Source organism: Undibacterium sp. 14-3-2, assembly GCF_016595265.1.
In the GTDB taxonomy this organism is placed as follows: domain Bacteria; phylum Pseudomonadota; class Gammaproteobacteria; order Burkholderiales; family Burkholderiaceae_D; genus Undibacterium; species Undibacterium aquatile.
Genome location: NZ_JAENGS010000003.1, coordinates 253,608 through 276,502, shown reverse-complemented (window position 1 = coordinate 276,502; position 22,895 = coordinate 253,608). Strand labels below are relative to the sequence as shown.

Annotated in this window: 24 protein-coding genes; 15 read left to right on the top strand and 9 right to left on the bottom strand. The window is 50.7% G+C overall.

All coding sequences use genetic code 11. The features are described from left to right. Positions 1–7: 7 nt before the first annotated feature. Positions 8–1,984, top strand: a complete 1,977-nt coding sequence (locus Undi14_RS09180) for a M48 family metallopeptidase (protein WP_200179640.1) — start codon at positions 8–10, stop codon at positions 1,982–1,984. Between the two features lie 85 nt (positions 1,985–2,069). Here Undi14_RS09180 and Undi14_RS09175 read toward each other — a convergent pair whose 3' ends face one another. From Undi14_RS09175 to Undi14_RS18505, 3 genes are read right to left on the bottom strand one after another with little or no spacing between them, the layout of a single operon-like run. Then, complete coding sequence (locus Undi14_RS09175; protein WP_200179638.1) at positions 2,070–2,495, bottom strand: BLUF domain-containing protein; 426 nt, start codon at positions 2,493–2,495, stop codon at positions 2,070–2,072. Positions 2,496–2,512: 17 nt separating this feature from the next. Next, positions 2,513–3,220 (bottom strand): GTP cyclohydrolase I, encoded by a 708-nt coding sequence (folE, locus tag Undi14_RS09170; RefSeq protein ID WP_200179636.1) that lies wholly within the window; start codon positions 3,218–3,220, stop codon positions 2,513–2,515. A gap of 53 nt (positions 3,221–3,273) precedes the next feature. Next, the gene (locus tag Undi14_RS18505) at positions 3,274–3,480 is read right to left on the bottom strand and encodes a cysteine-rich CWC family protein (RefSeq protein WP_370589926.1); all 207 of its coding nucleotides are present in this window, start codon (positions 3,478–3,480) and stop codon (positions 3,274–3,276) included. A 136-nt stretch (positions 3,481–3,616) separates the two neighbouring features. Here Undi14_RS18505 and argB point away from each other — a divergent pair, with 136 nt between their 5' ends. The 11 genes from argB (at position 3,617) to Undi14_RS09115 (ending at position 15,516) form a co-directional block, all read left to right on the top strand. Continuing rightward, positions 3,617–4,543, top strand: coding sequence for an acetylglutamate kinase (gene argB / locus Undi14_RS09165; RefSeq protein ID WP_223827036.1), 927 nt, complete (start codon positions 3,617–3,619; stop codon positions 4,541–4,543). Positions 4,544–4,583: 40 nt separating this feature from the next. Further along, a complete protein-coding gene (locus Undi14_RS09160) occupies positions 4,584–5,294 on the top strand; it encodes an HAD-IA family hydrolase (protein ID WP_200179635.1) in 711 nt (236 codons plus the stop codon). A gap of 337 nt (positions 5,295–5,631) precedes the next feature. Continuing rightward, positions 5,632–6,435, top strand: a complete 804-nt coding sequence (locus Undi14_RS09155; protein WP_200179634.1) for a PhnD/SsuA/transferrin family substrate-binding protein — start codon at positions 5,632–5,634, stop codon at positions 6,433–6,435. A 248-nt stretch (positions 6,436–6,683) separates the two neighbouring features. After that, positions 6,684–7,259: a nucleoid occlusion factor SlmA gene (slmA, locus tag Undi14_RS09150; RefSeq protein WP_186884370.1), complete on the top strand. Its 576-nt coding sequence runs from the start codon at positions 6,684–6,686 to the stop codon at positions 7,257–7,259. Between the two features lie 166 nt (positions 7,260–7,425). Further along, positions 7,426–7,881, top strand: coding sequence for a DUF962 domain-containing protein (locus Undi14_RS09145; RefSeq protein WP_200179633.1), 456 nt, complete (start codon positions 7,426–7,428; stop codon positions 7,879–7,881). Positions 7,882–8,098: 217 nt separating this feature from the next. After that, positions 8,099–9,979: an aminodeoxychorismate synthase component I gene (pabB, locus tag Undi14_RS09140; protein ID WP_370589925.1), complete on the top strand. Its 1,881-nt coding sequence runs from the start codon at positions 8,099–8,101 to the stop codon at positions 9,977–9,979. Positions 9,980–10,133: 154 nt separating this feature from the next. Then, a complete protein-coding gene (locus Undi14_RS09135) occupies positions 10,134–11,297 on the top strand; it encodes an ABC transporter substrate-binding protein (RefSeq protein WP_200179632.1) in 1,164 nt (387 codons plus the stop codon). 158 nt (positions 11,298–11,455) lie between these two features. Continuing rightward, positions 11,456–12,511, top strand: coding sequence for a branched-chain amino acid ABC transporter permease (locus Undi14_RS09130; RefSeq protein ID WP_186897650.1), 1,056 nt, complete (start codon positions 11,456–11,458; stop codon positions 12,509–12,511). Then, a complete protein-coding gene (locus Undi14_RS09125; protein WP_200179631.1) occupies positions 12,508–14,325 on the top strand; it encodes an ATP-binding cassette domain-containing protein in 1,818 nt (605 codons plus the stop codon). The genes Undi14_RS09130 and Undi14_RS09125 overlap by 4 nt, the downstream gene beginning before the upstream one ends. Beyond that, positions 14,325–15,095, top strand: a complete 771-nt coding sequence (locus tag Undi14_RS09120) for an ABC transporter ATP-binding protein (protein WP_200179628.1) — start codon at positions 14,325–14,327, stop codon at positions 15,093–15,095. Before Undi14_RS09125 ends, Undi14_RS09120 begins: the two co-directional genes overlap by 1 nt. A 28-nt stretch (positions 15,096–15,123) precedes the next feature. Further along, positions 15,124–15,516 (top strand): VOC family protein, encoded by a 393-nt coding sequence (locus Undi14_RS09115; RefSeq protein ID WP_200179626.1) that lies wholly within the window; start codon positions 15,124–15,126, stop codon positions 15,514–15,516. Between the two features lie 24 nt (positions 15,517–15,540). On the opposite strand, the gene Undi14_RS09110 is transcribed toward Undi14_RS09115, so the two are convergent. From Undi14_RS09110 to gpmA, 6 genes are all read right to left on the bottom strand, one after another. Beyond that, the gene (locus tag Undi14_RS09110) at positions 15,541–16,326 is read right to left on the bottom strand and encodes a spermidine synthase (RefSeq protein ID WP_200179624.1); all 786 of its coding nucleotides are present in this window, start codon (positions 16,324–16,326) and stop codon (positions 15,541–15,543) included. Then, on the bottom strand, positions 16,323–16,964 hold the full coding sequence (locus Undi14_RS09105; RefSeq protein WP_234030500.1) for a glutathione S-transferase family protein: 642 nt from the start codon (positions 16,962–16,964) through the stop codon (positions 16,323–16,325). The genes Undi14_RS09110 and Undi14_RS09105 overlap by 4 nt, the downstream gene beginning before the upstream one ends. 68 nt (positions 16,965–17,032) lie before the next feature. Continuing rightward, positions 17,033–17,785, bottom strand: coding sequence for a molybdopterin-synthase adenylyltransferase MoeB (locus Undi14_RS09100; protein ID WP_200179622.1), 753 nt, complete (start codon positions 17,783–17,785; stop codon positions 17,033–17,035). Positions 17,786–17,826: 41 nt separating this feature from the next. Continuing rightward, positions 17,827–19,308, bottom strand: a complete 1,482-nt coding sequence (locus tag Undi14_RS09095) for a S41 family peptidase (protein WP_200179620.1) — start codon at positions 19,306–19,308, stop codon at positions 17,827–17,829. A gap of 14 nt (positions 19,309–19,322) precedes the next feature. Further along, positions 19,323–20,660 carry a murein hydrolase activator EnvC gene (locus Undi14_RS09090; RefSeq protein WP_186897657.1) on the bottom strand — a complete coding sequence of 446 codons (1,338 nt, stop codon included), beginning with the start codon at positions 20,658–20,660 and terminating at the stop codon, positions 19,323–19,325. A gap of 6 nt (positions 20,661–20,666) precedes the next feature. Beyond that, positions 20,667–21,413, bottom strand: coding sequence for a 2,3-diphosphoglycerate-dependent phosphoglycerate mutase (gene gpmA / locus Undi14_RS09085; protein WP_200179619.1), 747 nt, complete (start codon positions 21,411–21,413; stop codon positions 20,667–20,669). Between the two features lie 101 nt (positions 21,414–21,514). Between gpmA and Undi14_RS09080 the strand changes: the two genes are divergently transcribed. From Undi14_RS09080 to secB, 3 genes are all read left to right on the top strand, one after another. After that, a complete protein-coding gene (locus tag Undi14_RS09080; RefSeq protein ID WP_200179618.1) occupies positions 21,515–21,916 on the top strand; it encodes a rhodanese-like domain-containing protein in 402 nt (133 codons plus the stop codon). A gap of 24 nt (positions 21,917–21,940) precedes the next feature. Further along, positions 21,941–22,201 (top strand): glutaredoxin 3, encoded by a 261-nt coding sequence (gene grxC / locus Undi14_RS09075; protein WP_186897658.1) that lies wholly within the window; start codon positions 21,941–21,943, stop codon positions 22,199–22,201. Positions 22,202–22,381: 180 nt separating this feature from the next. Then, the gene (secB, locus tag Undi14_RS09070; protein WP_200179617.1) at positions 22,382–22,855 is read left to right on the top strand and encodes a protein-export chaperone SecB; all 474 of its coding nucleotides are present in this window, start codon (positions 22,382–22,384) and stop codon (positions 22,853–22,855) included. The last annotated feature ends 40 nt before the right edge of the window (positions 22,856–22,895 follow it).

Sequence of the window (22,895 nt, the reverse complement as noted above, 5' to 3'; positions counted from 1 at the left end):
AACGGATATGGATTTTTTTGAGCAGCAGGACCAGGCACACCGCCAGACCAGAAAATTATTGTTTCTGTTTCTGTTGGCGGTGATTGCCATAGTCATTACTGTTAATGTCAGTCTGGCGCTGATCTGGTCCTGGGGTTTTGGCGGAGCGCACGGCTCGGTTGCTCCGGCATATCCTCGCGGATTTTTTCTCGTCAATACCTTTGTGACCTTGCTGTTTATTGCTGGGGGAACCTTGTTTGAAACCTGGCGCCTGCGCGACGGAGGCGATGCGGTTGCCAAAATGGCTGGCGGCAGATTGGTTATGCCGTCGTCGACCGATGTGCGGGAGCGCCGCTTACTGAACATCGTTGAAGAGATGGCCTTGGCATCGGGCATCGCCTGCCCGCGAGTGTACATTCTGGATAACGAAGACGCGATCAACGCTTTTGCCGCTGGCTATCACCAGAATGAAGCGGTAGTTGCTGTGACGCAGGGAACCTTATCCCGACTCAGCAGAGATGAATTGCAAGGTGTGATAGGGCATGAATTCAGCCATATTCTGAATGGCGATATGCGCATGAATATCAAGCTGATCGGGATCTTATTTGGCATACAGATGATCGCTGGCCTGGGACAGGAATTACTCTATTGGGGGACGCGTTTCGGCAGTTCTCGCAGTCGTGACGATAAAGGCCCGCCGCTGCAAATCATCATGCTGGCGGTTGGCGCTGTACTGTTTGTAATCGGTTACGTCGGTATTTTTTTTGGTCGCCTGATTAAATCTGCGGTGTCGCGTCAGCGTGAATTTCTGGCCGATGCGAGTGCAGTGCAATTCACGCGCAATCCTGACGGGATAGGCGGCGCTTTGCGTAAGATCGGTGGGCTGACTGCAGTCAATCATTGTGGCTCGCGCATTGATAACCCGCACGCGGAACAACTGTCACATTTATTTCTTGGCGCGGCCCGGCCACAATTGTTGTCCGGTTTGTTTGCAACGCATCCGCCTCTGGAAGAACGTTTAAAACGTGTTTATGGCAGAAACGTGGCATTTCTTGATGCCAGTGTGATGTCAGAGGACACTGCTGCGCAGAAAGAGTTACCAGAGGGGGTGTATGGTTTTGGCGCACGTAACGTCGAGGCGATGCGGCAGGCGGCGATTCCGCCACACTCAGCGGTAAATATGAATGGCGCTCAGCAACCGGGTATCGTTTCTGCACAGACTGACGAACGGCGTAAGATGAGCTTCAGCCCTGTGCTGCTGCAGGCCGCACGTGATACGCAATCTGCTCGCGCCCTCGTGTATGCATTGCTGCTCGATCGCAATCAGCCTGAAGCCTTCGTTGTGCAACAGAGCCTGATCAGTCAGGTAGCAAATTCTCAGGCAAATCTGGCGCAACAATATCTGCTTGAAATCGAAGCGATGAAGAACAGCGTTCGCTTGCCTTTGCTGGATCTGGCAATGCCAGCTTTAAAACTGCTGACAACGCCGGAAAGAGCGCAGTTGTTGTCAGTGGCAGCCAAGTTGATTGCGGCTGATCAGCGCATGACACAAGCCGAATTTGTCGTGCTGGCTGTGTTAGAGCGTCGGCTTGGGCCGCAGGCCGGGCGTTCGGTTCCCGTGCGCTACGCGAATGTTGCAGCGTTGCGTTCAGAGGTCTGTTTATTATTATCGTTGGTCGCGCACAGCCATACTCAGCAAAATATCGCGGAGGCCGCATTTATGCGTGCTGCTGCCATTGTGCCTGAGCTGGAATTCAGTTCTTCCGATTTGATGGCAACGGCTTCTTCCGATTTTTTTGACGTCAGGCAGGCACTGGAAAAAATACATCAGTTGGCTCCGCTCGCCAAACCCTTCCTGATACGCGCAATGCTGGCAGCGGCTGCGCGTGCACCGGATGTTCACATCGAAGCGCAGGTCGCTGATTTATTGCGCGGTGTTTGCGCTGCGATTGATGCGCCAGTGCCGGAAGCAGTTGTCAATGCCGGTGGCAATATCAGTAACTGACAAATAAGAAAAGCCGGTAAGCACTGCGCGTTTCAGTGTTTACCGGCTTTCCCGTATTTATTTGCAGATATTTCCTGAGATGATGTCAGGTGCGCCCGACGATCGATGCCGTCGCCATTAATTCGTCTATCAGTGACAGCAGCATTTTCCCGGACATCCCATGTGGATCTAACACTGGCAACGGTGAGTATTTCAGCAGAATAGATGGGTTAATTTTGCTCATGTTCGCCTGCCCCATGGTCCAGCCGGCATAGCGACGTTCTGTGATTTCTTCGTAATCAAGCAGCATCACATCCTTGTGGCGTGGGTCGCGCAAGATATGACCGTACAACGTGTTGACCGCCTCACGCCCGCCTTCCAGTACTTGCATGAACACTTGGTCAGTATGGCACAGTACACCAGTAATGCCATTCGCCGGATTATGCAGACGTGATTGCTGCATAATCAGTTGGACGGTATCGCAAGTTTTTTCATCAACGGCACGGCTGGCATATAGCAGGCGGACTAACATGATCTTTCCTGTCTGGATTAACGTTTAATGAGGGATAAAAATTCGCGGCGCAGATTCGGGTCTTTCAAAAACGATCCGTGCATGACGCTGTTAATCATCTTTGCTTCGGTGTCTTTCACACCGCGCCAGTGCATGCAGAAATGATCGGCTTCCATGACGACGGCAAGGCCATCCGGCTGCATTTTTTCTTGCAGCGCATCTGCCAGTTGTACGACTGCTTCTTCCTGGATCTGCGGGCGACTCATGATCCATTCCGCAATCCGCGCATACTTGGATAAACCGATCAGATTGGAATGCTCATTCGGCATCACACCAATCCATACTTTCCCCATGATCGGGCACAGATGATGTGAGCATGCGCTGCGCACGGTAATCGGGCCGATGATCATCAGTTCATTCAGATGTGACGCATTCGGAAATTCAGTCACCGAAGGCATAGGGACATAGCGGCCTCCAAAGACTTCATTGATGAACATTTTAGCGACGCGGCGTCCGGTATCCTGAGTATTGTGATCGCTTTCGGTATCAATCACCAGGCTCTGCAATACCGCGCGCATTTTTTCCTCGACCTCCGCCTGCAGTTCCGCAAGCTCACCAGGCTCAATAAAGCGGGCGATGTTATCGTTGGCATGGAAGCGTGTTTTGCTCGCCTGTATCCGTTCACGGATGCGTTGCGAGACTGGGATATTGACCGCTTTGTAAGCGATGAGGGTATCGTTAGACATTGCAGTATTCCTATCAGGAAGGCTGATTACTCGAACGCGTATGGTAACTGAATTCATTCAAGCTTGTTTTTTTCTGCTGCAATTTCCGCTTTCCATTGCGGCAGACAAATCGGGCACAAACAACTGGCATTGGCGGGGATTTTCCCATCCGGAAAACAAGAGAAATCTAATGGTGGCAGAGCGGTGCACCAACACTCCTGCCCTGTATTGTCAGCCATTGCGCAGGTGAATTCTGTATGACAACGCTGGCAAATGCTCATGCTGATTTCCTTTTATTAATTGATCCGCTGCTAAAGTCATGCGTTCGGGGTGAATTGGCCATCGGTTCGTCTGCATAATCCTGTAAAATCCGGGATAACCGAATAAACCTTTCATGATCTTCAGGATACCGTCATTATGAGCGATTTGAACGCAAACCCAGCAGCAGAAGCAGAAGATAAATTAGCCGGTGTCGAGCCAGTGATTAAAGCCGAAATTCTGGCTGAGGCGTTGCCTTATATCCGCAAGTTTCATGGAAAAACCATCGTCGTTAAATACGGCGGTAACGCGATGACAGAAGAGCGCCTGAAACATGGTTTTGCACGTGATGTGATTTTGCTGAAGCTGGTCGGCATGAATCCTGTGGTGGTGCACGGTGGCGGTCCGCAAATCGATAACGCACTGAAAAAAATGGGTAAGCAGGGCACTTTTATACAGGGCATGCGTATTACCGATGATGAAACGATGGAAGTTGTTGAGTGGGTGCTTGGTGGTGAAGTTCAGCAAGATATCGTGATGCTGATTAATCATTATGGTGGTCAGGCTGTTGGTCTGACTGGTAAAGACGGTGGCCTGATTCGTGCCCGCAAAATGATGATGCCGGATAGGGAAAATCCGGGAGAAATGCTGGATATCGGCTTTGTCGGTGAAATCGATGCAATCAATCCGGCCGTTGTGAAAGCCTTGCAGGACGATGCTTTCATTCCGATTATTTCTCCTATCGGTTTTGGTGATGATGGTCAGGCTTACAACATCAATGCAGATCTGGTGGCAGGCAAGATCGCTGAAATTCTGAAAGCAGAGAAGTTGATCATGATGACCAACATTCCTGGTGTGCTGGATAAGCAAGGTAATCTGGTCACCGATTTGTCGGCGCGTGAGATTGATGAGATGTTTGCGGATGGCACCATTTCCGGCGGTATGCTGCCGAAGATATCGTCAGCACTGGACGCCGCCAAATCTGGCGTCAATACGGTGCATATCATTGATGGCCGCATTGAGCACTCATTGTTACTGGAGGTGCTGACTGAACAGGCTTTCGGTACCATGATCCGCAGTCATTAATCCGGATGACCATCCTTCGTTTGTCTTTGCGGTTGCAGGCATGAGGCAGCGTGCGTCGCAGCGGGTCTGGCTATTTGATCTGGACAACACGCTGCACAATGCCTCGCATGCGATTTTCCCGCAGATTAATCTGAACATGAATGCCTACATCGCCCGTTTGCTGGGTGATGCTGGCAAACCGGCGGATGAGGCGACTGTCAACGCATTGCGGCTGGACTATTACCTGCGCTATGGCGTGACGATGATGGGGCTGGTCAGGCATCATGGCGTTCAGGCGGAAGAGTTTTTGCAGCATGCACATACTTTCCATGATCTGCCATCCATGATCCGTTCTCAGCGTGGCCTTGCCCGTTGTTTGCGCACGCTGTCCGGTAAGAAAATTTTGCTGACGAATGCCCCGGCGCATTATTCCCGCCGGGTGTTAATGCATCTGAATCTGCACAGACAATTTATGCAGCATATTCCGGTGGAGGAAATGCGTGTTCATGGCAAATTGCAGCCTAAACCATCACGCCCTTTTTTGCGTAAATTTCTGGCAAAAAACCACCTGCGTGCTTCGCAATGTATTCTGGTTGAAGACAGCATTGATAATCTGCGTGCCGCTAAAAAGGAAGGATTGCAGACAGTTTGGGTGCACGGATACATTCCGCCGCAGCAGCAGAAAATTATCCATCTTCGGCCACGCGCTGCTTGCATCGACGTGCAGTTACGCTCGGTGCAGCACTTACTGAAGTGCAGAAGACTGCGATAAATTGGCATTTATAGATGATAAATAGCTATTGTTAGTTACATTTTGCAAGAATATGCGTGTTTGCTTATATCTGTTATATAAATAAAAAATGCCTAAATTTTGTGCAGATGCACAAAGAAGCGATTACAATACAGCCTTAAAATTTTCCGTGTGGAAATTGTGGGTCGCCGGATAAACTGATTTATCCCCTTCGTTATTCCCTCCGCGTTCAACGCTATCCCGCCAGTTCCATTTCCTGAAACCGTTTGCCAGGTGTTACCCGGTAGGCGGCTGTATTTTTATTGATTGTATAAAGATGATATTTCGTATTCTGTTTCTGAGTATTTTCAGTGTTTTTTTGAGTTTGAATTCTATTTCTATAGCTGCGCCTGCCGCCGGTCCCGCGCTGCGTCTGCTGGTTCAGGAAGGTACTTCCAGCAGCGGCGAATCTGAGTACAGTTCGAAAAAATATCAGCAACTTGCCACGGTTCTTGGTACTTACCTGAAGCGTGAAATACAGGTAACGGGACTATCCCCTTTGCGTCAGTACGATGCGGAAGCGATACGTCAGGGTGATATTCTGATTGCCCGCCCGAATGCGGTTGCCGGAATGGCGATCCAGACTTTAGGTTTTGTCCCAGTTGTTGCCCTTGATTCGGGTATCAAAAGTCAGATGACACTGGTTGGACCGGCCAGCCTGAAAAAGAATTTCAAGTCACCTGATGAACTGAAAAAACTACGCTTTGCGATGCCACCTGCGGACAGTGAAGTGACACGTCAGGCATTGCGTCTGCTTGCTGGTCTGGGATTCAAACCGGAGACAAGCAATGTGTACAACGTACAATTACAGGCAACAATTCCTTTTGCCTTAGAAAACAAACTGGCGGACGTCGGTGTGGTGAAATCGGATTCCACGGTTGCGCCTAAAATGGCGGCTGCGGGTTACGTTGTTCTGGCTGAAGGTGAGAAGGCAGCGCCGTGGGTGATGTTGGCGAATAAAAAACTGGGCGCTGAACTGATTGATCAGATCCGTGTTGCGATGACGGGTATGATGTCAAATGCTGAACATAAAGCTGCATTGCAAGGTATTCGTGTGCAAAATGTTGTTGAGGCAGATCCGCAGCCATATGTGAATGCATACAATCGTTATAACGGTAAATAAGACCATCAGCTAAAACCGTCTCTGGTAACCATCAGCCAGTATTGAACGAAGAACGGATAGCTGTATAAAAAGCCAGTTGTCAAGAGTATTTGAAAAATTAAAGTTTGCAAGATTGCTTCACATGAGCAGCGGGTTTCACATAGAATCTGACACCCGCTGTTCACAGGTAGTGAGTCAGTAACAGGCAAGATCATGCATCTACACGATGCATTTTGTACTTTTGTACCTTTCATTCAGATCAGAGAAAAATGGCTAGTACCAAACCGGGCGAGCGTAAGCACCAAATTTTGCAGACGCTGGCAGCAATGCTGGAAAATCCTAAAGGCGAGAAAATCACCACCGCAGCCCTCGCGGCAAAGGTGGAGGTGTCTGAGGCCGCTTTATATCGTCATTTCGCCAGCAAAGCGCAGATGTTTGAAGGCTTGATCGAATTCATTGAAGCATCCATTTTTGGTCTGATTAATCAAATCAGCGAGCAGCAGGACGATGGCTTGTTGCAGGTGCAGGCAATTGCACAAATGCTGTTAAATTTTGCAGAACGTAACCCCGGCATGACGCGGGTGTTGACTGGCGATGCGCTGGTCAATGAAGATGAGCGCCTGCAATTACGCATGAATCAACTGGCAGAACGGATAGAAATGGCGTTCCGGCAGTCTTTCCGTCTGGCCGCAAGTCAGGGCAACGCGATTGATACAGAAGCGCAGGTCCGGGCCAGCCTGTTATGTAGTTTTGTCCTTGGCCGTTGGTTGCGTTTTGCAAAGACCGGATTCAAAAATTTACCCACCGAGCAGGCAACGTTACAGATCGCGATGATGTTGCATTAATTCTGCCGTTCTTGGTATTCAACAGATTTCCAAAGTATGATGCTGTACGCCGACAGCGCGACAGACGCTGACAGGTCATATCACATAAAAATCGACAACGCATATTGTTACCGCAGCAGAAAATTAGCTGGTGTGGTGCGCGATATGACGAATATCAGGAGACAACATGGAACAAACCCAAACCCACGCCAAGCGTCGGCAGGTGGATATTTTGCTGACCAAATATGCTGAAAGTCACTTACATCCGACGAATGAAATCATTCATTGCATCTGTGTACCGGCGATCGTCTTTTCTTTTCTCGGTCTGATCTGGGCCGGGCACCCGTTAGCAGCGTATGCCGCCGTGATGACCAGCCTGATTTACTATTTCTTTTTATCGCCGCGCTTCGCGCTCGGCATGCTGTTGATGTCGGCGCTGATACTGGCGGTTTTGCAGTATCTGCCACAGGGCAGAATCTGGCAGATTTCTCTTACCGTTTTCATCGTCGCCTGGATAGGTCAGTTCATCGGGCATAAGATCGAGGGCAAAAAACCATCGTTTTTTGATGATATCCGTTTTTTGCTGATAGGCCCTTTGTTTGTGTTGGGCTTTCTGTACCGGCGTATCGGCATCACGTATTGAATCTTTGCCGGTGGAACATCCTCTGTTATACGCAAACAATGCATGTTCCGCCGGTCTGATTTCTGCTTCAACTTTGGCCTGCCGACAATGGTTGTATGGTATTCGTCAACCATAGTTATGAACAACGTCGCCAGCCGCTGCCTTGATAAGTTCAGATGCCTGCAAGGCTGCTCATCTGCGGGTAAACTGCGACTCTGTCTCATGCTTAAGTCTGACCGTGTCTGATATTTCTCTATCCAATTTTTCTTTATCACAGCTGTTGCATTCCGCTCAGCCGTTTGCATTGCTTGATGATGCCCAGGCGGATGCGGCACAGTCGCGCTTGTATTATGGCTTTCAGAGAGTAGTCGAATGCCGGAATTTACAAGACTGGCCACGTTTTATTCAAACGCTGGAAGCGGCGTTACAGGATGGGTATTATGGCGTCGCCTTGTTGTCCTATGAGACCGGCGCGCAATTACAGAACATAGCTCCGCGCGATGGTGCTGCCGTCTCCAGGGTGGCGATTTTTCAGCATTGTCAGCGGCTGAACGGAACTCAGGTAGAACAGCTATTGAGCGAAATCCCAGCTTCTGTGACGGGGGTGGCAGATATCTATGCGAATGTGGATGAGCCAGCTTTCGGCGAGGCGATAGAAAAAATACAGACCTATATCGCCGCCGGTGATACGTATCAGGTCAATTACACTTATCGCCTGCACTTCGATGCCTATGGCGACCCGCTTACTTTATACCGGCGCCTGCGCGAACGTCAGCCTGTGCCTTACGGTGCCCTGATTTACATGCCGGAGGGTGACATCGTGCTTTCCATGTCACCGGAACTCTTCATCCGGCATCAGCAAGGAAACTTATACGCCAAACCCATGAAGGGAACGGCCGCCGCCACGGGCGACACGCTGCGTGATCAGCAACTGGCAAAAGAACTGGCCGCAGATACCAAGAACCGTGCAGAAAACCTGATGATCGTGGATCTGCTGCGCAATGATCTCGGTCGTATTGCGGATATCGGATCGGTGAAAGTGCCGCAACTATTTGAAGTGAGTCGTTTTTCCAGTGTACTGCAGATGACCTCAACGATACATGCGCGTCTGCGTCCAGAATTAGGGCTGGCCGATATACTCAACGCGCTGTTTCCTTGTGGTTCGATTACGGGCGCACCTAAGCACAGAACCATGCAAATCATCCGTGAAATTGAACCTGCCGCACGTGATTTATATACCGGTGCTATAGGCTGGTTTGATCCGCCGCAGCATACCTCTGTCCCCGGTGATTTTTGTCTGTCGGTGCCTATCCGTACCTTGCAATTACACGCCCCGCAGATGAATACGTCAGCTGGCACAACCGTGCGGCGAGGCGTCATGGGCGTGGGTGCCGGAATTGTGTACGACAGTCGCGCCGACGAAGAATTTGCCGAATGTCAGTTGAAGGCAAAATTTCTGACAGGATTACCAGCGCAGTTTGAATTGTTTGAAACCATGCATGCCACGCGTGAACATGGCTGCCGTTACTGGCCGCGTCATTTACAGCGTTTACATCGGTCCGCTCAGTATTTCGGCTTTGTCTGGAATGAAGAAGAGATCTGCCGCACAGTACAAGGGTTCTGTACCAATTTGCCGCCACAGACCGCATATCGCTTACGTCTGGCGATTAACGCGCAGGGGCAGATTGCTGTCACGTCGGGCGTGTTAGCGCCGCTGAACGCGCATCCTCGCGTGATACTGGCGCAGCAGACTACATCCAGTGATGAATTATTTTTACAGCATAAATCGAGCATCCGGCAACGCTATGACGATGCTTGGAAAGCGGCTGAAGCCTACGGGGCTTTTGACATGCTGTTTTTCAATGAGCAAGGACATCTGACCGAAGGTGGTCGCAGCAATGTCCTGATTCAGAAACAGGGAGTATGGCTGACCCCGCCTTTATCTGACGGCGTGCTGCCCGGGGTGATGCGTTCGGTATTACTGGAAGAGCCTGAGTTTCAGCAGCAATACCGGGTGCGCGAACAATCGCTGACCCGTGCTGATCTCGACAATGCCGATCAGATCATGTTGTGCAATGCCTTGCGCGGTGCATTTACAGTCAGGCTCTTACAACGGTAGTTGCTGCATAATGCCTGCTGAAATCATTACGGGTTGTGCCGCAGATCGCTGACGGGTTACACTCGGAATGGCAACAGCAAGCATATGCTGACAAATTCCAACGACAGACAAAAATAGACAAGATCATTTGCATGATCTCAACAGGAGATGACCGATGAAAAAACGCTACGCCCTCGCAGCTTTGCCTGCATTGATTGCCCTCATGTTTAGCGCGAATGTCGCGGCCCAGATTAAAGTCGGCGTGAATGTTTCCGCTACGGGTGCCGGTGCCTCGTTGGGCATACCTGAAAAAAATACTTTTGCTTTGTTGCCGAAAGAAATTGGCGGCAAAAAAGTCGAATACATTATTCTCGACGATGCTTCTGACTCAACGACGGCGGTCAAAAATGCGCGCAAATTGGTATCCGAAGATAAGGTGGATTTACTGATCGGTTCGACCATTGTGCCGACTTCTCTGGCGATGATCGATGTGGCGGCAGAGACAGAAACGCCGATGATATCGATGGCAGCGGCCGCCTCCATTATTTCTCCGTCTGATGCAAAGCGTCACTGGATATTCAAGACGCCGCAAAATGATTCGCATATGTCAACAGCGGTCATCAGTCACATGGCCGATGCCGGTATTAAGACAGTAGGCTTCATCGGCTTCAATGACGCATACGGCGAAGGCTGGTACAAAGAATTTTCCAAACTGGCGGAGTTACGCAAAATAAAAATCGTGGCAAACGAACGCTTTGCCCGTCCGGATACGTCGGTCACCGGACAAATCCTGAAAATTATCGCCAGTAATCCCGATGCAGTGTTCATCGCTGGCGCTGGCACACCTGCAGCCTTGCCACAAAAAACTTTAAAAGAGCGCGGTTATAAAGGGAAGATTTATCAGACGCATGGCGTTGCGAACAATGATTTCCTGCGCGTTTGCGGCAAAGATTGTGAAGGCACCTGGTTACCGGCGGGCCCTTTGCTGGTCGCTGAGCAGTTACCGGCAGATAATCCGGTGAAAAAATCTGCTTTGCGTTACACCGGCGTCTATGAAAAAGCGTACGGAGCAGGCTCAGTCTCGACCTTTGGCGGGCATGCCTGGGATGCCGGATTGTTGCTGGAAAACGCAGTGCCAACGGCGTTGAAAAAAGCCCAGCCGGGAACCAAAGAATTCAGGGCAGCGTTGCGCACGGCGATAGAGAACACCACGAATCTGGCCGTTTCTCATGGCATCGTGAATATGAACAGCGGCGATCATGTTGGACTGGATCAGCGTTCCCGCGTGATGGTGCAGATCGTCGGCGGCAAATGGAAACTGGCGGGGCAGGCGAAATAAGCCTTAGCATTCGCTATAAAAGGGAGCTGCGGCTCCCTTTTGCTTGGTCTTCGGGATGCACTTTGAAGTCGGCTTTTAAATGTAAATCAGCATAGACTGTCACGCTTCATCGGCAGCGATAGTTCAGATCTGTTTGTTTCAGCGAGAAAGTTTTTTCCATGGATTTTTCGATTGCCGCCATCCTCGCGCAGGATGGCATCACTAGTGGTGCGATATATGCGCTACTGGCGCTGGCACTGGTGCTGGTGTTTTCTGTTACCCGCATCATTTTTATTCCTCAAGGTGAATTTGTCGCTTTCGGTGCGCTGAGTCTGGCCGCGATACAGTCGGGGCAATTTCCACATTCGGCAAGCTTGTTGCTGTCATTGGGCGTGCTGTGTCTGCTCAAAGAAATTTATCAGTCTCTGCGCGCGCCGCAGCGCAGCGCGAATTTTTTACGTGCATTGTTGCCAGATACAGTAAAGCTGTTGTTGTTGCCGTTGCTGCTCTGGCTGTTGATGCGCTATCTGCCATTGCAGGAATTGCCTATGCTGGTACAGGTCGTGTTGGCGTTGCTGCTGGTGATACCTATGGGGCCGATGATGTACCGGCTCGCCTATCAGCCGCTGGCTGAAGCCAGTACGCTGGTTTTGCTGATCGTTTCCGTCGGGCTGCATCTGGCGCTGACCGGTCTTGGCCTGGTGATGTTCGGTGCCGAGGGCTCACGAACTGCTGCTTTCAGTGACGCACAATTACAGCTAGGTTCGCTGATGATCTCAGGTCAGAGTCTGGTCGTGATTGCCGTTTCTGTCACGCTGATGATCGCTTTGTATGTCTATTTTGAGCGTAGTTTATCTGGTAAGGCGTTGCGGGCGACTGCCGTCAATCGTCTTGGTGCGCAACTGGTCGGGATAGGGACGACGCAGGCAGGGCGTTTGGTTTTCACGCTGACGGCAGCCTTAGGTGCCTTGTGCGGCGTATTGATTGCGCCAATGACGACCGTGTATTACGACAGTGGTTTTCTGATCGGGCTGAAAGGATTCGTCGGGGCGATTGTCGGCGGTTTGTTCAGCTATCCGGTGGCTGCTGCCGGTGCCTTACTGGTCGGTTTACTGGAATCGTATTCTTCGTTCTGGGCCAGCGCTTACAAAGAGGTGATCGTGTTTACGCTGATCATTCCGGTGTTGCTGTGGCGTTCTCTCAGCAGCAAACACAATGACGAGGAGGAATCATGAGTCACCTCCTGCGTTATGGAAAATATGTATTGCTGGCGTTGGTGTTCATTTTTCCGGCACTACCGGTTCCTGAATTCTGGATCACGTTATCGAATTACATAGGCTTGTATGCGATCGTCGCGCTGGGTCTGGTTTTACTGACCGGTGTCGGTGGTCTGACCTCGTTCGGGCAGGCGGCGTTTGTCGGTATCGGCGCGTATGCCACTGCTTACCTGAGCACGACGGCGGGCTTATCACCGTGGCTGGGTTTGCTTGCCGGTTTGCTGATTACTGTCGTGGCAGCTTTGGCAATCGGGATGATTACGATGCGCTTATCTGGCCACTATCTGCCACTGGGGACGATCGCCTGGGGCTTGTCCCTGTTTTTCCTGTTCGGGAATCTCGAATTTCTGGGGAAATACGATGGCATCAACGGCATTCCGTCGATTGCGATCTTCGGCATCAGGCTTGATAGCGGCCGCAGCATGTATCTGCTGATCTGGGCCATATTGTTGCTGGCAACGCTGGCGGTGCAGCATCTGCTGCAGTCGCGTCCCGGTCGTGCGATACGTGCGCTCAAAGGGGGCGGTGTGATGGCGGAAGCGATGGGCGTGAATACCGCGCGCATGAAAGTCATCATCTTTGTGCTGGCCGCGATGCTGGCGAGTATTTCCGGCTGGTTGTATGCCCATTTACAGCGCTCCGTGAACCCGACACCGTTTGGTTTGAATGCCGGTATCGAATACTTGTTTATGGCCGTGGTAGGCGGTGCGGCGCATGTGTGGGGCGCTTTGCTGGGCTCGGCATTGCTGACCATTCTGAAAGATAAGCTGCAAGCGATACTGCCTGCTTTATTGGGCAGTAATGGTAATTTTGAAGTGATTGTTTTTGGCGTATTGCTGATCTTATTGCTGCAAACGGCGCGTGATGGCGTCTGGCCTTATCTTGGTCGCGCTGCGAAAAATATATTCCGGCCGTGGTTGGCGACAGAACCGGCCATCGTGGTCAACACTCACAGTGCGCCACTCGCCAGTCGTATTAAGCCAGCCAGTGGTAACGTGATTTTAGAGATAGCGCAGGTGCGCAAAGAGTTTGGTGGTCTGGTCGCTGTGAATGACATGCAGTTCAGCGTCAGCGCTGGTCAGATTGTCGGTCTGATCGGGCCGAATGGTGCCGGTAAATCGACGATGTTCAATCTCGTAACAGGTGTGTTGCCGCTGACCAGCGGCATGGTACGTTTTTATAGCAATGGTCAGTTAAAGGACATTACCGGTCTCGCTTCGCGCGACATCGTCAGACTCGGCATCGCCCGCACGTTTCAGCATGTACGTTTGCTGGCGAATATGAGTGTGCTGGAAAACGTTGCTATTGGCGCGCACCTGCGACACAAGCAGGGCGATATCAGTGAAGTGTTTGCCAGTATTTTACGTCGCGACCGGAAAATCGAAGGCAGCTTGCTGGCCGAGGCAGCACGCCAGCTTGAGCGGGTTGGATTGGCGCACCTGATGCATGAAGAAGCAGGTAATCTCGCGCTGGGTCAGCAACGTATTTTAGAAATTGCACGTGCGCTGTGCTGCGACCCGGTTTTGCTGTTGCTTGACGAGCCTGCCGCTGGTTTGCGCTATAAGGAAAAGCAGGAACTCGCAGAGTTGTTGCGAAAATTGCGCGCCGAAGGAATGAGCATTTTGCTGGTGGAACACGATATGGATTTCGTGATGAATCTGACCGATCATCTGGTCGTGATGGAATTCGGCAGCAAAATAGCCGAAGGTTTGCCGCAAGAAATTCAACAACATCCGGCAGTATTGGAAGCGTATTTAGGTGGAATAGACTGATGACACAAGAAAATTCACAGGCAAATTCACAAGCGCTGCTGGTCACCGATCAATTGCAGGTTTTGTACGGCAAGGTCGAAGCCTTGCAGGTGACGAATATCCGGGTGGAGCGTGGACAGATCGTCACCGTCATCGGCCCGAATGGTGCCGGTAAATCAACGATGCTCAACGGCATCGCTGGCGCTTTGCCTGCCAGCGGTAGCCAGCGTGGGCAGGTCCTTTTTAACGGGCAGGATTTACGCGGCGTCAGCATAGAAAAACGCGTCGCGATGGGGATGTCGCTGGTGCCGGAAAAGCGCGAATTGTTCGCCAGCATGAAAGTGGAAGACAATCTTTTGTTAGGTAGTTATCGGCGTTATCAGGCAGGGAAAAAAAACTATGCCGATCAGCTCAGCGTGGTGTTTGATTTATTTCCGCGTCTGAAGGAGCGACGCCATCAGCAAGCGGGCACCTTGTCCGGCGGCGAGCGACAGATGCTTGCGCTGGGGCGCGCACTGATGGCAAAACCGCAGTTGCTGATGCTCGATGAACCTAGCCTTGGTCTGGCGCCATTGATCGTCAAAGAAATTTTTCACATCATTCAGCGGCTCAGGCAAACCGGCGTCGCCATATTACTGGTTGAACAGAATGCGCGCGCTGCTTTACAGGTGGCCGACTATGCGTATGTGTTGGAAACCGGCGCGATTGCACTGCAAGGAAATGCCGCAGAACTCGCCAATGATCAGCGCGTGATTGATACCTATCTGGGGCTGACGAAAAAATCTCACTGATGTGGTATGAGCATAATGAGGGGATGCGATGCTATCTCATGTATTTATTGGCGTGAATGATTTTCAGCGCGCTTTTCACTTCTATTCGGGAGTGATGACTGAACTGGCATTACAACTTAAATTTTCAGAAGAACATAAGGCGTGGGCAGGATGGATTAAAGCCGATCAGCCGCGCCCTCTATTTTTGATCGGCAGACCACTTAATGGAGCGCCAGCCTCGGCAGGAAATGGGCAGATGATTGCCTTACTAGCGTCTGATCGCGCGATGGTCAGGCGAGTGTATGCAAAGGCGATACAGTTGGGGGCGACTTGCGAAGGTGCTCCGGGGCTGCGGCCGCAGTATCATGCAGATTACTACGGCGCATATTTTCGGGATCCGGATGGCAATAAATTATGCGTCTGTCGTCATACGCCGGAGTGACAACAGACTAACAACAGACAGACATCACTGCGTATCCTGCATCCAGGCTTTCAGTCCGTTAACCCATTTTGCCGCCGGCAATTTCATGCTGAGTCTGATCTCTGTTGCGCGTTCATACAGCACATCGAAATCGACTGCCGGTGCCTGTTTGAAGGCGATCGCAACCGTGTTCGCATCGTGCACCATCGGTAGCCAGACGACCGCATCAAAGGCGGCATTCAAGGCGTCCAGATTCGCATTGCAATTAGCTTCGTAGTGTTCGGGGTTGCCGAATAAATTGACTGTCAGCATGCCGTCATCTGTCAGACAATCTGCGCAAGCCTGATAAAACTCCAGACTGCTGAGTGCAGGAGCTTCGGCGGCGGCATCGTACAGATCGACCTGCATCACATCGGCTTTGCCATGATGTTCGGTATCGGTCACAAAAGTCATGGCATCCATGGCGACGACATGCAGCCTGTCGTCGTTCGGTGGCAGGCGAAAATGCTGATAGCAGGCGGCGATCACATTCGGATTCAGCTCGATGGCGGTGACTTGTGCATGTGGGAATTGGCGGTAACAGAATTTAGTCAGCGCAGCAGCACCGAGTCCCAGCTGGACTATGTGTTGCGGTGTCTTGTTGAACAACAGCCACATCATCATTTGCTGCACGTATTCCAGCTCAATCTGATCCGGCATGGCCAGTCGCATGGAGCCTTGTATGGCATCGGATGATAAATGCAGAGAGCGCACACCGATGAATTCGGAAATACTGATTTCCGGATAACCGACGATCTGGGTCACAGCGTATAAATCGGTTGGCTTACTCATACGGTTTTGTCCTCAGGCCAGATATCCACGCCTTCTATCTCCATCATTTTTTTCCAGCTCGGGCGATTCGTGATCAATTGCACCAGATGATTCAGTGCCGGCCATTCGGTTGCCGGATGCGGCATCTTACGTGACCAGCGCATCAATACTGTCAGATACAGATCGGCGACTGAGAATTGTGTACCGAGAAGATACGGGCCATGCGCGTTCAGGTGTTGATCTAACTGATCCCATATTTTTTCTATACGCGTTTGCAGGGCATGACATACCTCATCGGGATGCGTTGCATAACCAAGTTCTGACGGATAAAACCAGAAACGATAAGTGGCCTGCAGATTGTGAGTCAGATAAATCATCCACTGACGCCATTCGTCATATTGTTCCGGCGTGCCGGCCAGACCAGCCGCCGGATGGCGTTCAGCGAGCAACATCATCAAAGCGGCCGTTTCTATATATGGCTTACCATCGCACACCAACGTCGGCACGACCCCGTTCGGATTCAGACGCAGGTAAGCGGTATCTTTCTGCTGATTTTTTTCAAAATCAAGCAGTTGCAGTTCGTAGGGTGCTCCTGTTTCCAGTAAGGCCAGATGCACCGCCATGCTGGCGGTCGCCGGAGCGTAATAAAGTGTGTACATGATTTTTATAGAAAACGGGGGCGGCCGGAAACATCCGCCGGCAAACATGATTGAAATGAAGGAATCGCTTAGTGTTGGTCACCGCATACCGGGCAACGCGGATTTTTTTTCATTCCTATCGTCCTCCATTCCATGCTCATCGCATCCAGCAGCAGTAAGCGGCCTTGCAGAGATTTACCCGTTTGCATAATCAGCTTCAAGGCTTCGGCTGCCTGCATGGTGCCGATGATCCCGACCAGCGGCGCAAAGACACCCATGCTGGAACACAGAACTTCCTCGAATTTCTGATCAGGTGGAAACAGACATGCATAGCAAGGCGATTCTGTATTACGCGCATCGAAGACGCTGATCTGGCCATCAAAGGCAATGGCCGCACCGGAGACCAGCGGTCGTTGATATTTGACACAGGCAGCGTTCACCGCATGACGCGTGCTGAAATTGTCACAGCAATCAAGCACAATGTCCGCTTGCTGTATCAGCTCTTCGAGCCGCTGATCTTGAGCCCGTTCTTGCAGGGCGATGACATGAACATCAGGATTGATCTGTTGCAGCGCTGTCCGGCCGGATAAGACTTTCGCCATGCCGACCCGCTCAGTTGTATGCAGAATTTGTCTTTGCAGATTTGTCAGATCGACGAAGTCATTATCGACCAGGGTAAGGCTGTCGACACCGGCGCTGGCAAGATACAGAGCGGCAGGCGAGCCAAGGCCACCGGCACCGATGATCAGAACTTTGGCTTCAGTAATTTTTTTCTGGCCTTCTATGCCTATCTGTTCAAGCAGAATATGGCGCGAATAGCGCAGGAGTTGATTGTCGTTCATGAGATAAAAAAGGCCGCTGTGCAGCGGCCTTGAAGGTCTGATTATTTTTTCTTGTGATCAGATTTGCCGTCTTTGTCGGTTTTCTCTGATTTTTCCGCACCGTCTTTTGCCGCGTCTTTTGTTTCTTTCACTTCTTTTGGCTCAGTCACTTTGACCGGCAAGCCTTTCAGATGATTCAGTGCCTGTGCTAACTGGAAATCTTCTTTGCTGCCGTATTCCAGTGGTTTGCTTTTCTTGGCCAATGCCAGCAGGCGTTGTTCTTCTTCCAGTTCATCCACTTTCGGGCGGACAACTTCTTTTTCTTTGTCGTTCGTCAGATGTTTTTGCAAATCTGCTTCACGTGCGCGGAAACTGTTGAAACCATCGCCTTCGGCTGTTTCTTCCACATTCAGATCAGGCACGATGCCTTTTGCCTGTATCGAGCGGCCATTCGGTGTGTAGTAGCGCGCAGTCGTCAGTTTGACTGCTGTATCAGCAGAAATCTGGCGTATGGTCTGCACAGAACCTTTACCGAAACTCTGAGTACCGATCACCGTTGCACGTTTGTAATCCTGCAAAGCACCGGCGACGATTTCAGATGCGGAAGCAGAACCGGTATTGATCAGCACAACCATAGGCACATTTTTAATGGCTTCCGGTAATTTGGCCAGCGGGTCACCCATCGCGCGGCCTGCATAATATTCACGTTTGGCGTAGAAGGTTGCTTTCGAGTCTGCCAACTGTCCATTGGTGGAGACCACCGGCACGTCCTTAGGCAAAAACGCAGCGGACACACCGACGGCGCCTGGCAGTACGCCGCCCGGATCATTGCGTAAATCCAGCACCAGACCTTTGATTGCAGGGTCTTGCGCATACAACATCTGGATTTTCTTGGCCATATCTTCGACGGTTGGCTCCTGGAATTGCGAGATGCGCAGCCATGCATAACCAGGTTCAACGATCTTGGCTTTCACACTTTGCTGTTTGATCAGTTCACGTGTAATGGTGACGATAATTGGTTTGTCTTCCGTTTTGCGGGCAATCGTCAGCGTGATTTTGGTATTCGGTTCACCACGCATTTTTTTGACGGCTTCATCAAGCGTCATGCCTTTGACGGGCAGTGAATCGAGACGCGTGATCAGATCACCGGGCTTCAAGCCGGCGCGGTAGGCAGGGGAATCTTCAATCGGTGAAACGATTTTGACGTAGCCGTCTTCCATCCCGACTTCAATGCCGAGGCCGACGAATTTACCTTGTGTGCCTTCCTTTAATTCTTTAAAGGATTTCTTATCCAGATAAGCGGAGTGCGGGTCCAGCGATGCCACCATGCCAGAGATTGCTTCTGTCAGCAGTTTATTATCATCGACAGGTTCGACATAATCTGACTTGATCAGACCGAAGACATCAGCCAGTTGGCGCAATTCTTCCACTGGCAGGGGGCTGCCGGCATTTTTTTGCGCAAGAGCAGAAAACTGCATGGAAACCGCCACGCCAGCGACCATGCCCAGGCCGATTAAACCGAAATTCTTAAATTTACTGCCCATGATTCACCTAATGCCTATTTAACGACGATCCAGTTAAGTGGATCAAATGCCCGTCCCTGATGACGGATTTCAAAGTATAAACCTGATTCTTCATTGCCGCCGCTGTTACCGGCACTGGCAATAATGTCGCCCGCTTTGACGCTGTCGCCGACATGTTTCAATACTGCCTGATTATTGCCATAGATGCTCATGTATTGATCGCCATGACCAACAATAATCATATTTCCGTAACCTTTATACCAATCTGCAAAAATGACTTTGCCCGCTGCGATGGCTTTAATTTCACTGCCTTCACCGGCTTTGATGAATAAACCTTTCCAGCTTGGACCATCGCCGCGCTTGCTGCCAAACTTCGCCAGAATTTCGCCTTTGACTGGTAGCCTTAATTGCCCTTTCAGGCGATCAAATTCACCCGCTGGCGGTGCTTCTGACTTCGCCTGTTTCGGTGGCGGTTCATCGGCATCAATCGCATTCGGATTCGGCTTCTTACCGGCTTTCTTATCCAGCGCCGCCTGCTTTGCTCTTTCTTTTTGCGCAGCAATTCTTTCCTGGCGCTGTTTCTCTTCCTGTTCTGCGCGCAGTTTATCGGCTTTCAACTGCTCTTCTATCAGTTGATTCAGACGTGAGACAAGATTACTCAGTCTTTGTTCATCTTTTTGCAGATTATCTGCCTGTTTTTTTTGTGCGTAGAGTTTGTTTGATAACTGTCCGACCAGCGTCGCATGTTTTTTCTTTTCTTTTTCTAACGCGATCTTGTGGTCTTTTTCTTCTTCGGCGATTTCATCGAGTTCGGCTTTGGCCTCTTGCGCATCCTGGGTATTTTTTTCTGCCGCTTTCAGACTGCTGCGCAGGCTTTCTATCATTTTTGCCTGGGTTTGCGAGACATAGCCCATGTATTGCAGATCGCGGTTAATCCGGTTCGGATTGTCACCGGACAGCAGCAGCTTGATACGATCACTGTCACCGTGCATGTATTGCCGGCGCAGGAATGTCGACAGTTGCTTCTTTTGCTTTTCTATCTGTGCGCTTAAGGCTTGTTGTTGCTCGGTCAGTTGCCGGAGTTTTTCTTCAGTCTGCGCTTGTTCGTTCTGCAAATCGCGTAAAGACCGGTTCGCTTCCGAGATGGCTTTTTCAGACTCGGCGAGCGCATCGCTGGCCTGATCTTTGGCGCTCTCGGTTTTATTGATGTCTGTTTTTAATGCTTTCAGTTTTTGCTGCAACTCTGCACGTTCAGCTTCTGCTTTATTTTTTTGCAGGGCGCGCGAGTTACTGGCGGCAAAGCCTGATGCTGCTGTACCCGTGATAGACAGGCACAGCAGACTGGAAAGCAAAAAGCGTGTGTGTTTTTGCATCTAGGATTACTTGGATTTACCCTGGCTGGCAACGGCTTTCAGTGCGGCTTCAATCGCCGACTGGTCACCGAGGTAATAATGTCTGATCGGCTTCAGATCGGCATCCAGTTCATACACCAAAGGCTGACCGTTAGGAATATTCAGATTGACGATATCGTCATCGCTGATGCCATCGAGCATTTTGATCAGGGCGCGCAGGCTGTTGCCGTGTGCTGAGATCAGGATACGTTTGCCAGAGCGGATCGCAGGTGCAATGCTGTCTTCCCATGCCGGTACGACGCGTGCCACTGTGTCTTTCAAACACTCTGTCAACGGGATTTGTTTGCGATCCAGACCGGCATAGCGCGGATCATTGAACGATGTGCGGTCATCGTCTTCTGCCAGCGGATTTGGCGGTGTGTCATAGCTGCGGCGCCATACCAATACTTGGTCATCACCGTACTTGGCGGCGGTTTCTGCTTTGTTCAGACCTTGCAGCGCGCCATAGTGGCGCTCATTCAGACGCCAGTCGTGTACGACAGGCAGCCACATCAGATCCATTTCATCGAGCGTGCCCCACAGCGTGCGGATTGCACGTTTGAGAACGGAAGTGTAGGCCAGGTCAAATGTCAGACCCGCTTCTTTGAGTAATTTCCCCGCTTGCTTCGCTTCGGCGACGCCTTTCGGGGTCAGGTCAACATCGGTCCAGCCGGTGAAACGGTTATCAAGATTCCAGGTGGATTCACCGTGTCGCATTAATACGATTTTGTACATAGTGGTCAGTTTAAGTCGTGGTTAGTATGCATTTAAATATGTTCGCTGCATCTATTTTATAATGACGGGCTTCTGATAACCATTTTTACTACTGGAAACCTGTGAAATTCATTCTTGATAATATTTTTCTGATCGGTATTGCGTTGATTTCTGGTGGTGCTTTATTGCTGCCTTTGTTACAACGCCGTGGTGCCAAAGTGTCGCAATTACAGGCGACACAATACATCAATCAGGGCAAAACGCTGGTGCTGGATGTGCGTAGCGCAGACGAATTTGCGACGGGCCATCTGCCGAATGCAAAAAATATCCCGCTGGCAGAAATCAATAATCGCTTGAAAGAAATCGAAAAGTCCAAAAATACAGTGGTGATCACTGTCTGCGCGACGGGCGTGCGTTCTTCGAATGCCGTTTCTGTGTTGAATAAAGCCGGATTTGCGCAGGTATTCAGTCTCGATGGTGGCACCGAAGCCTGGAAAACCCAGGGTATGCCGATTGTTAAGTAAGCTGTAAAGTAGCTGGAGAAGTGTATGAAACCGCAAGTTCGTATGTATAGCACGGGCGTTTGCCCGTATTGCACGATGGCTGAACGCTTGTTGAAATCCAAGGGCGTCGATGAAATCGACAAAGTGCGCATTGATCTTGATCCTGCCGAACGCGACGCGATGATGCAGAAAACCGGGCGCCGCACGGTGCCGCAGATTTATATCGGCGACACCCATGTCGGCGGTTTTGACGATCTGTCGGCTCTTGATCGTGCCGGTAAGCTCGATGCTTTGCTGAATCCTTGAGCAAAAAATCCGGCTTTGACCGGATTTTCTACGGGCTTGCTGTTGAAGTGTCTGCGAAGTTGTGATTTTTGCAGTCTCCTTGCTACAATAAGGCGGCGCGATCTTGAAATGGCCAGAATCGGCCCTATCTGCCCATCTCGCTGTTCATTATTAATCTTTTAGAATTTTAGAAAGTCTCACATGTCTGACGAAAATCTGCAGCCCGTATTCCAAATCCAACGCGTATATCTGAAAGATTTGTCGCTTGAACAGCCAAATTCTCCAGCGATTTTCCTGGAACAAGAAGCCCCTGGCATCGAAGTTTCTGTTGATGTCGGCAATGAAAAACTGTCGGATGGCATTTTTGAATCCACAGTGACAGTGACTGTGACAGCTAAAATCGGCGACAAAGTAGCGTTCCTGGTTGAAGGCAAACAAGCGGGTATTTTCGAAGCGCGCAATATCCCTGAAGATCAGCTCGATCCATTGCTGGGTATCGGTTGCCCGAACATTATCTATCCATACTTGCGTTCTAACGTAGCGGATGCGATCACCCGTGCCGGTTTCCCACCGATTCATCTGTCGGAAATCAACTTTGAAGCTTTCTACGCGCAACGTTTGCAAATCGCAGCAGATCAGGCTAACGCAGCTGAAGCACCTGCGACTATCCAGTAATTTTCCTGATACCCGCCGGATCGCCATCTGATTGACGATC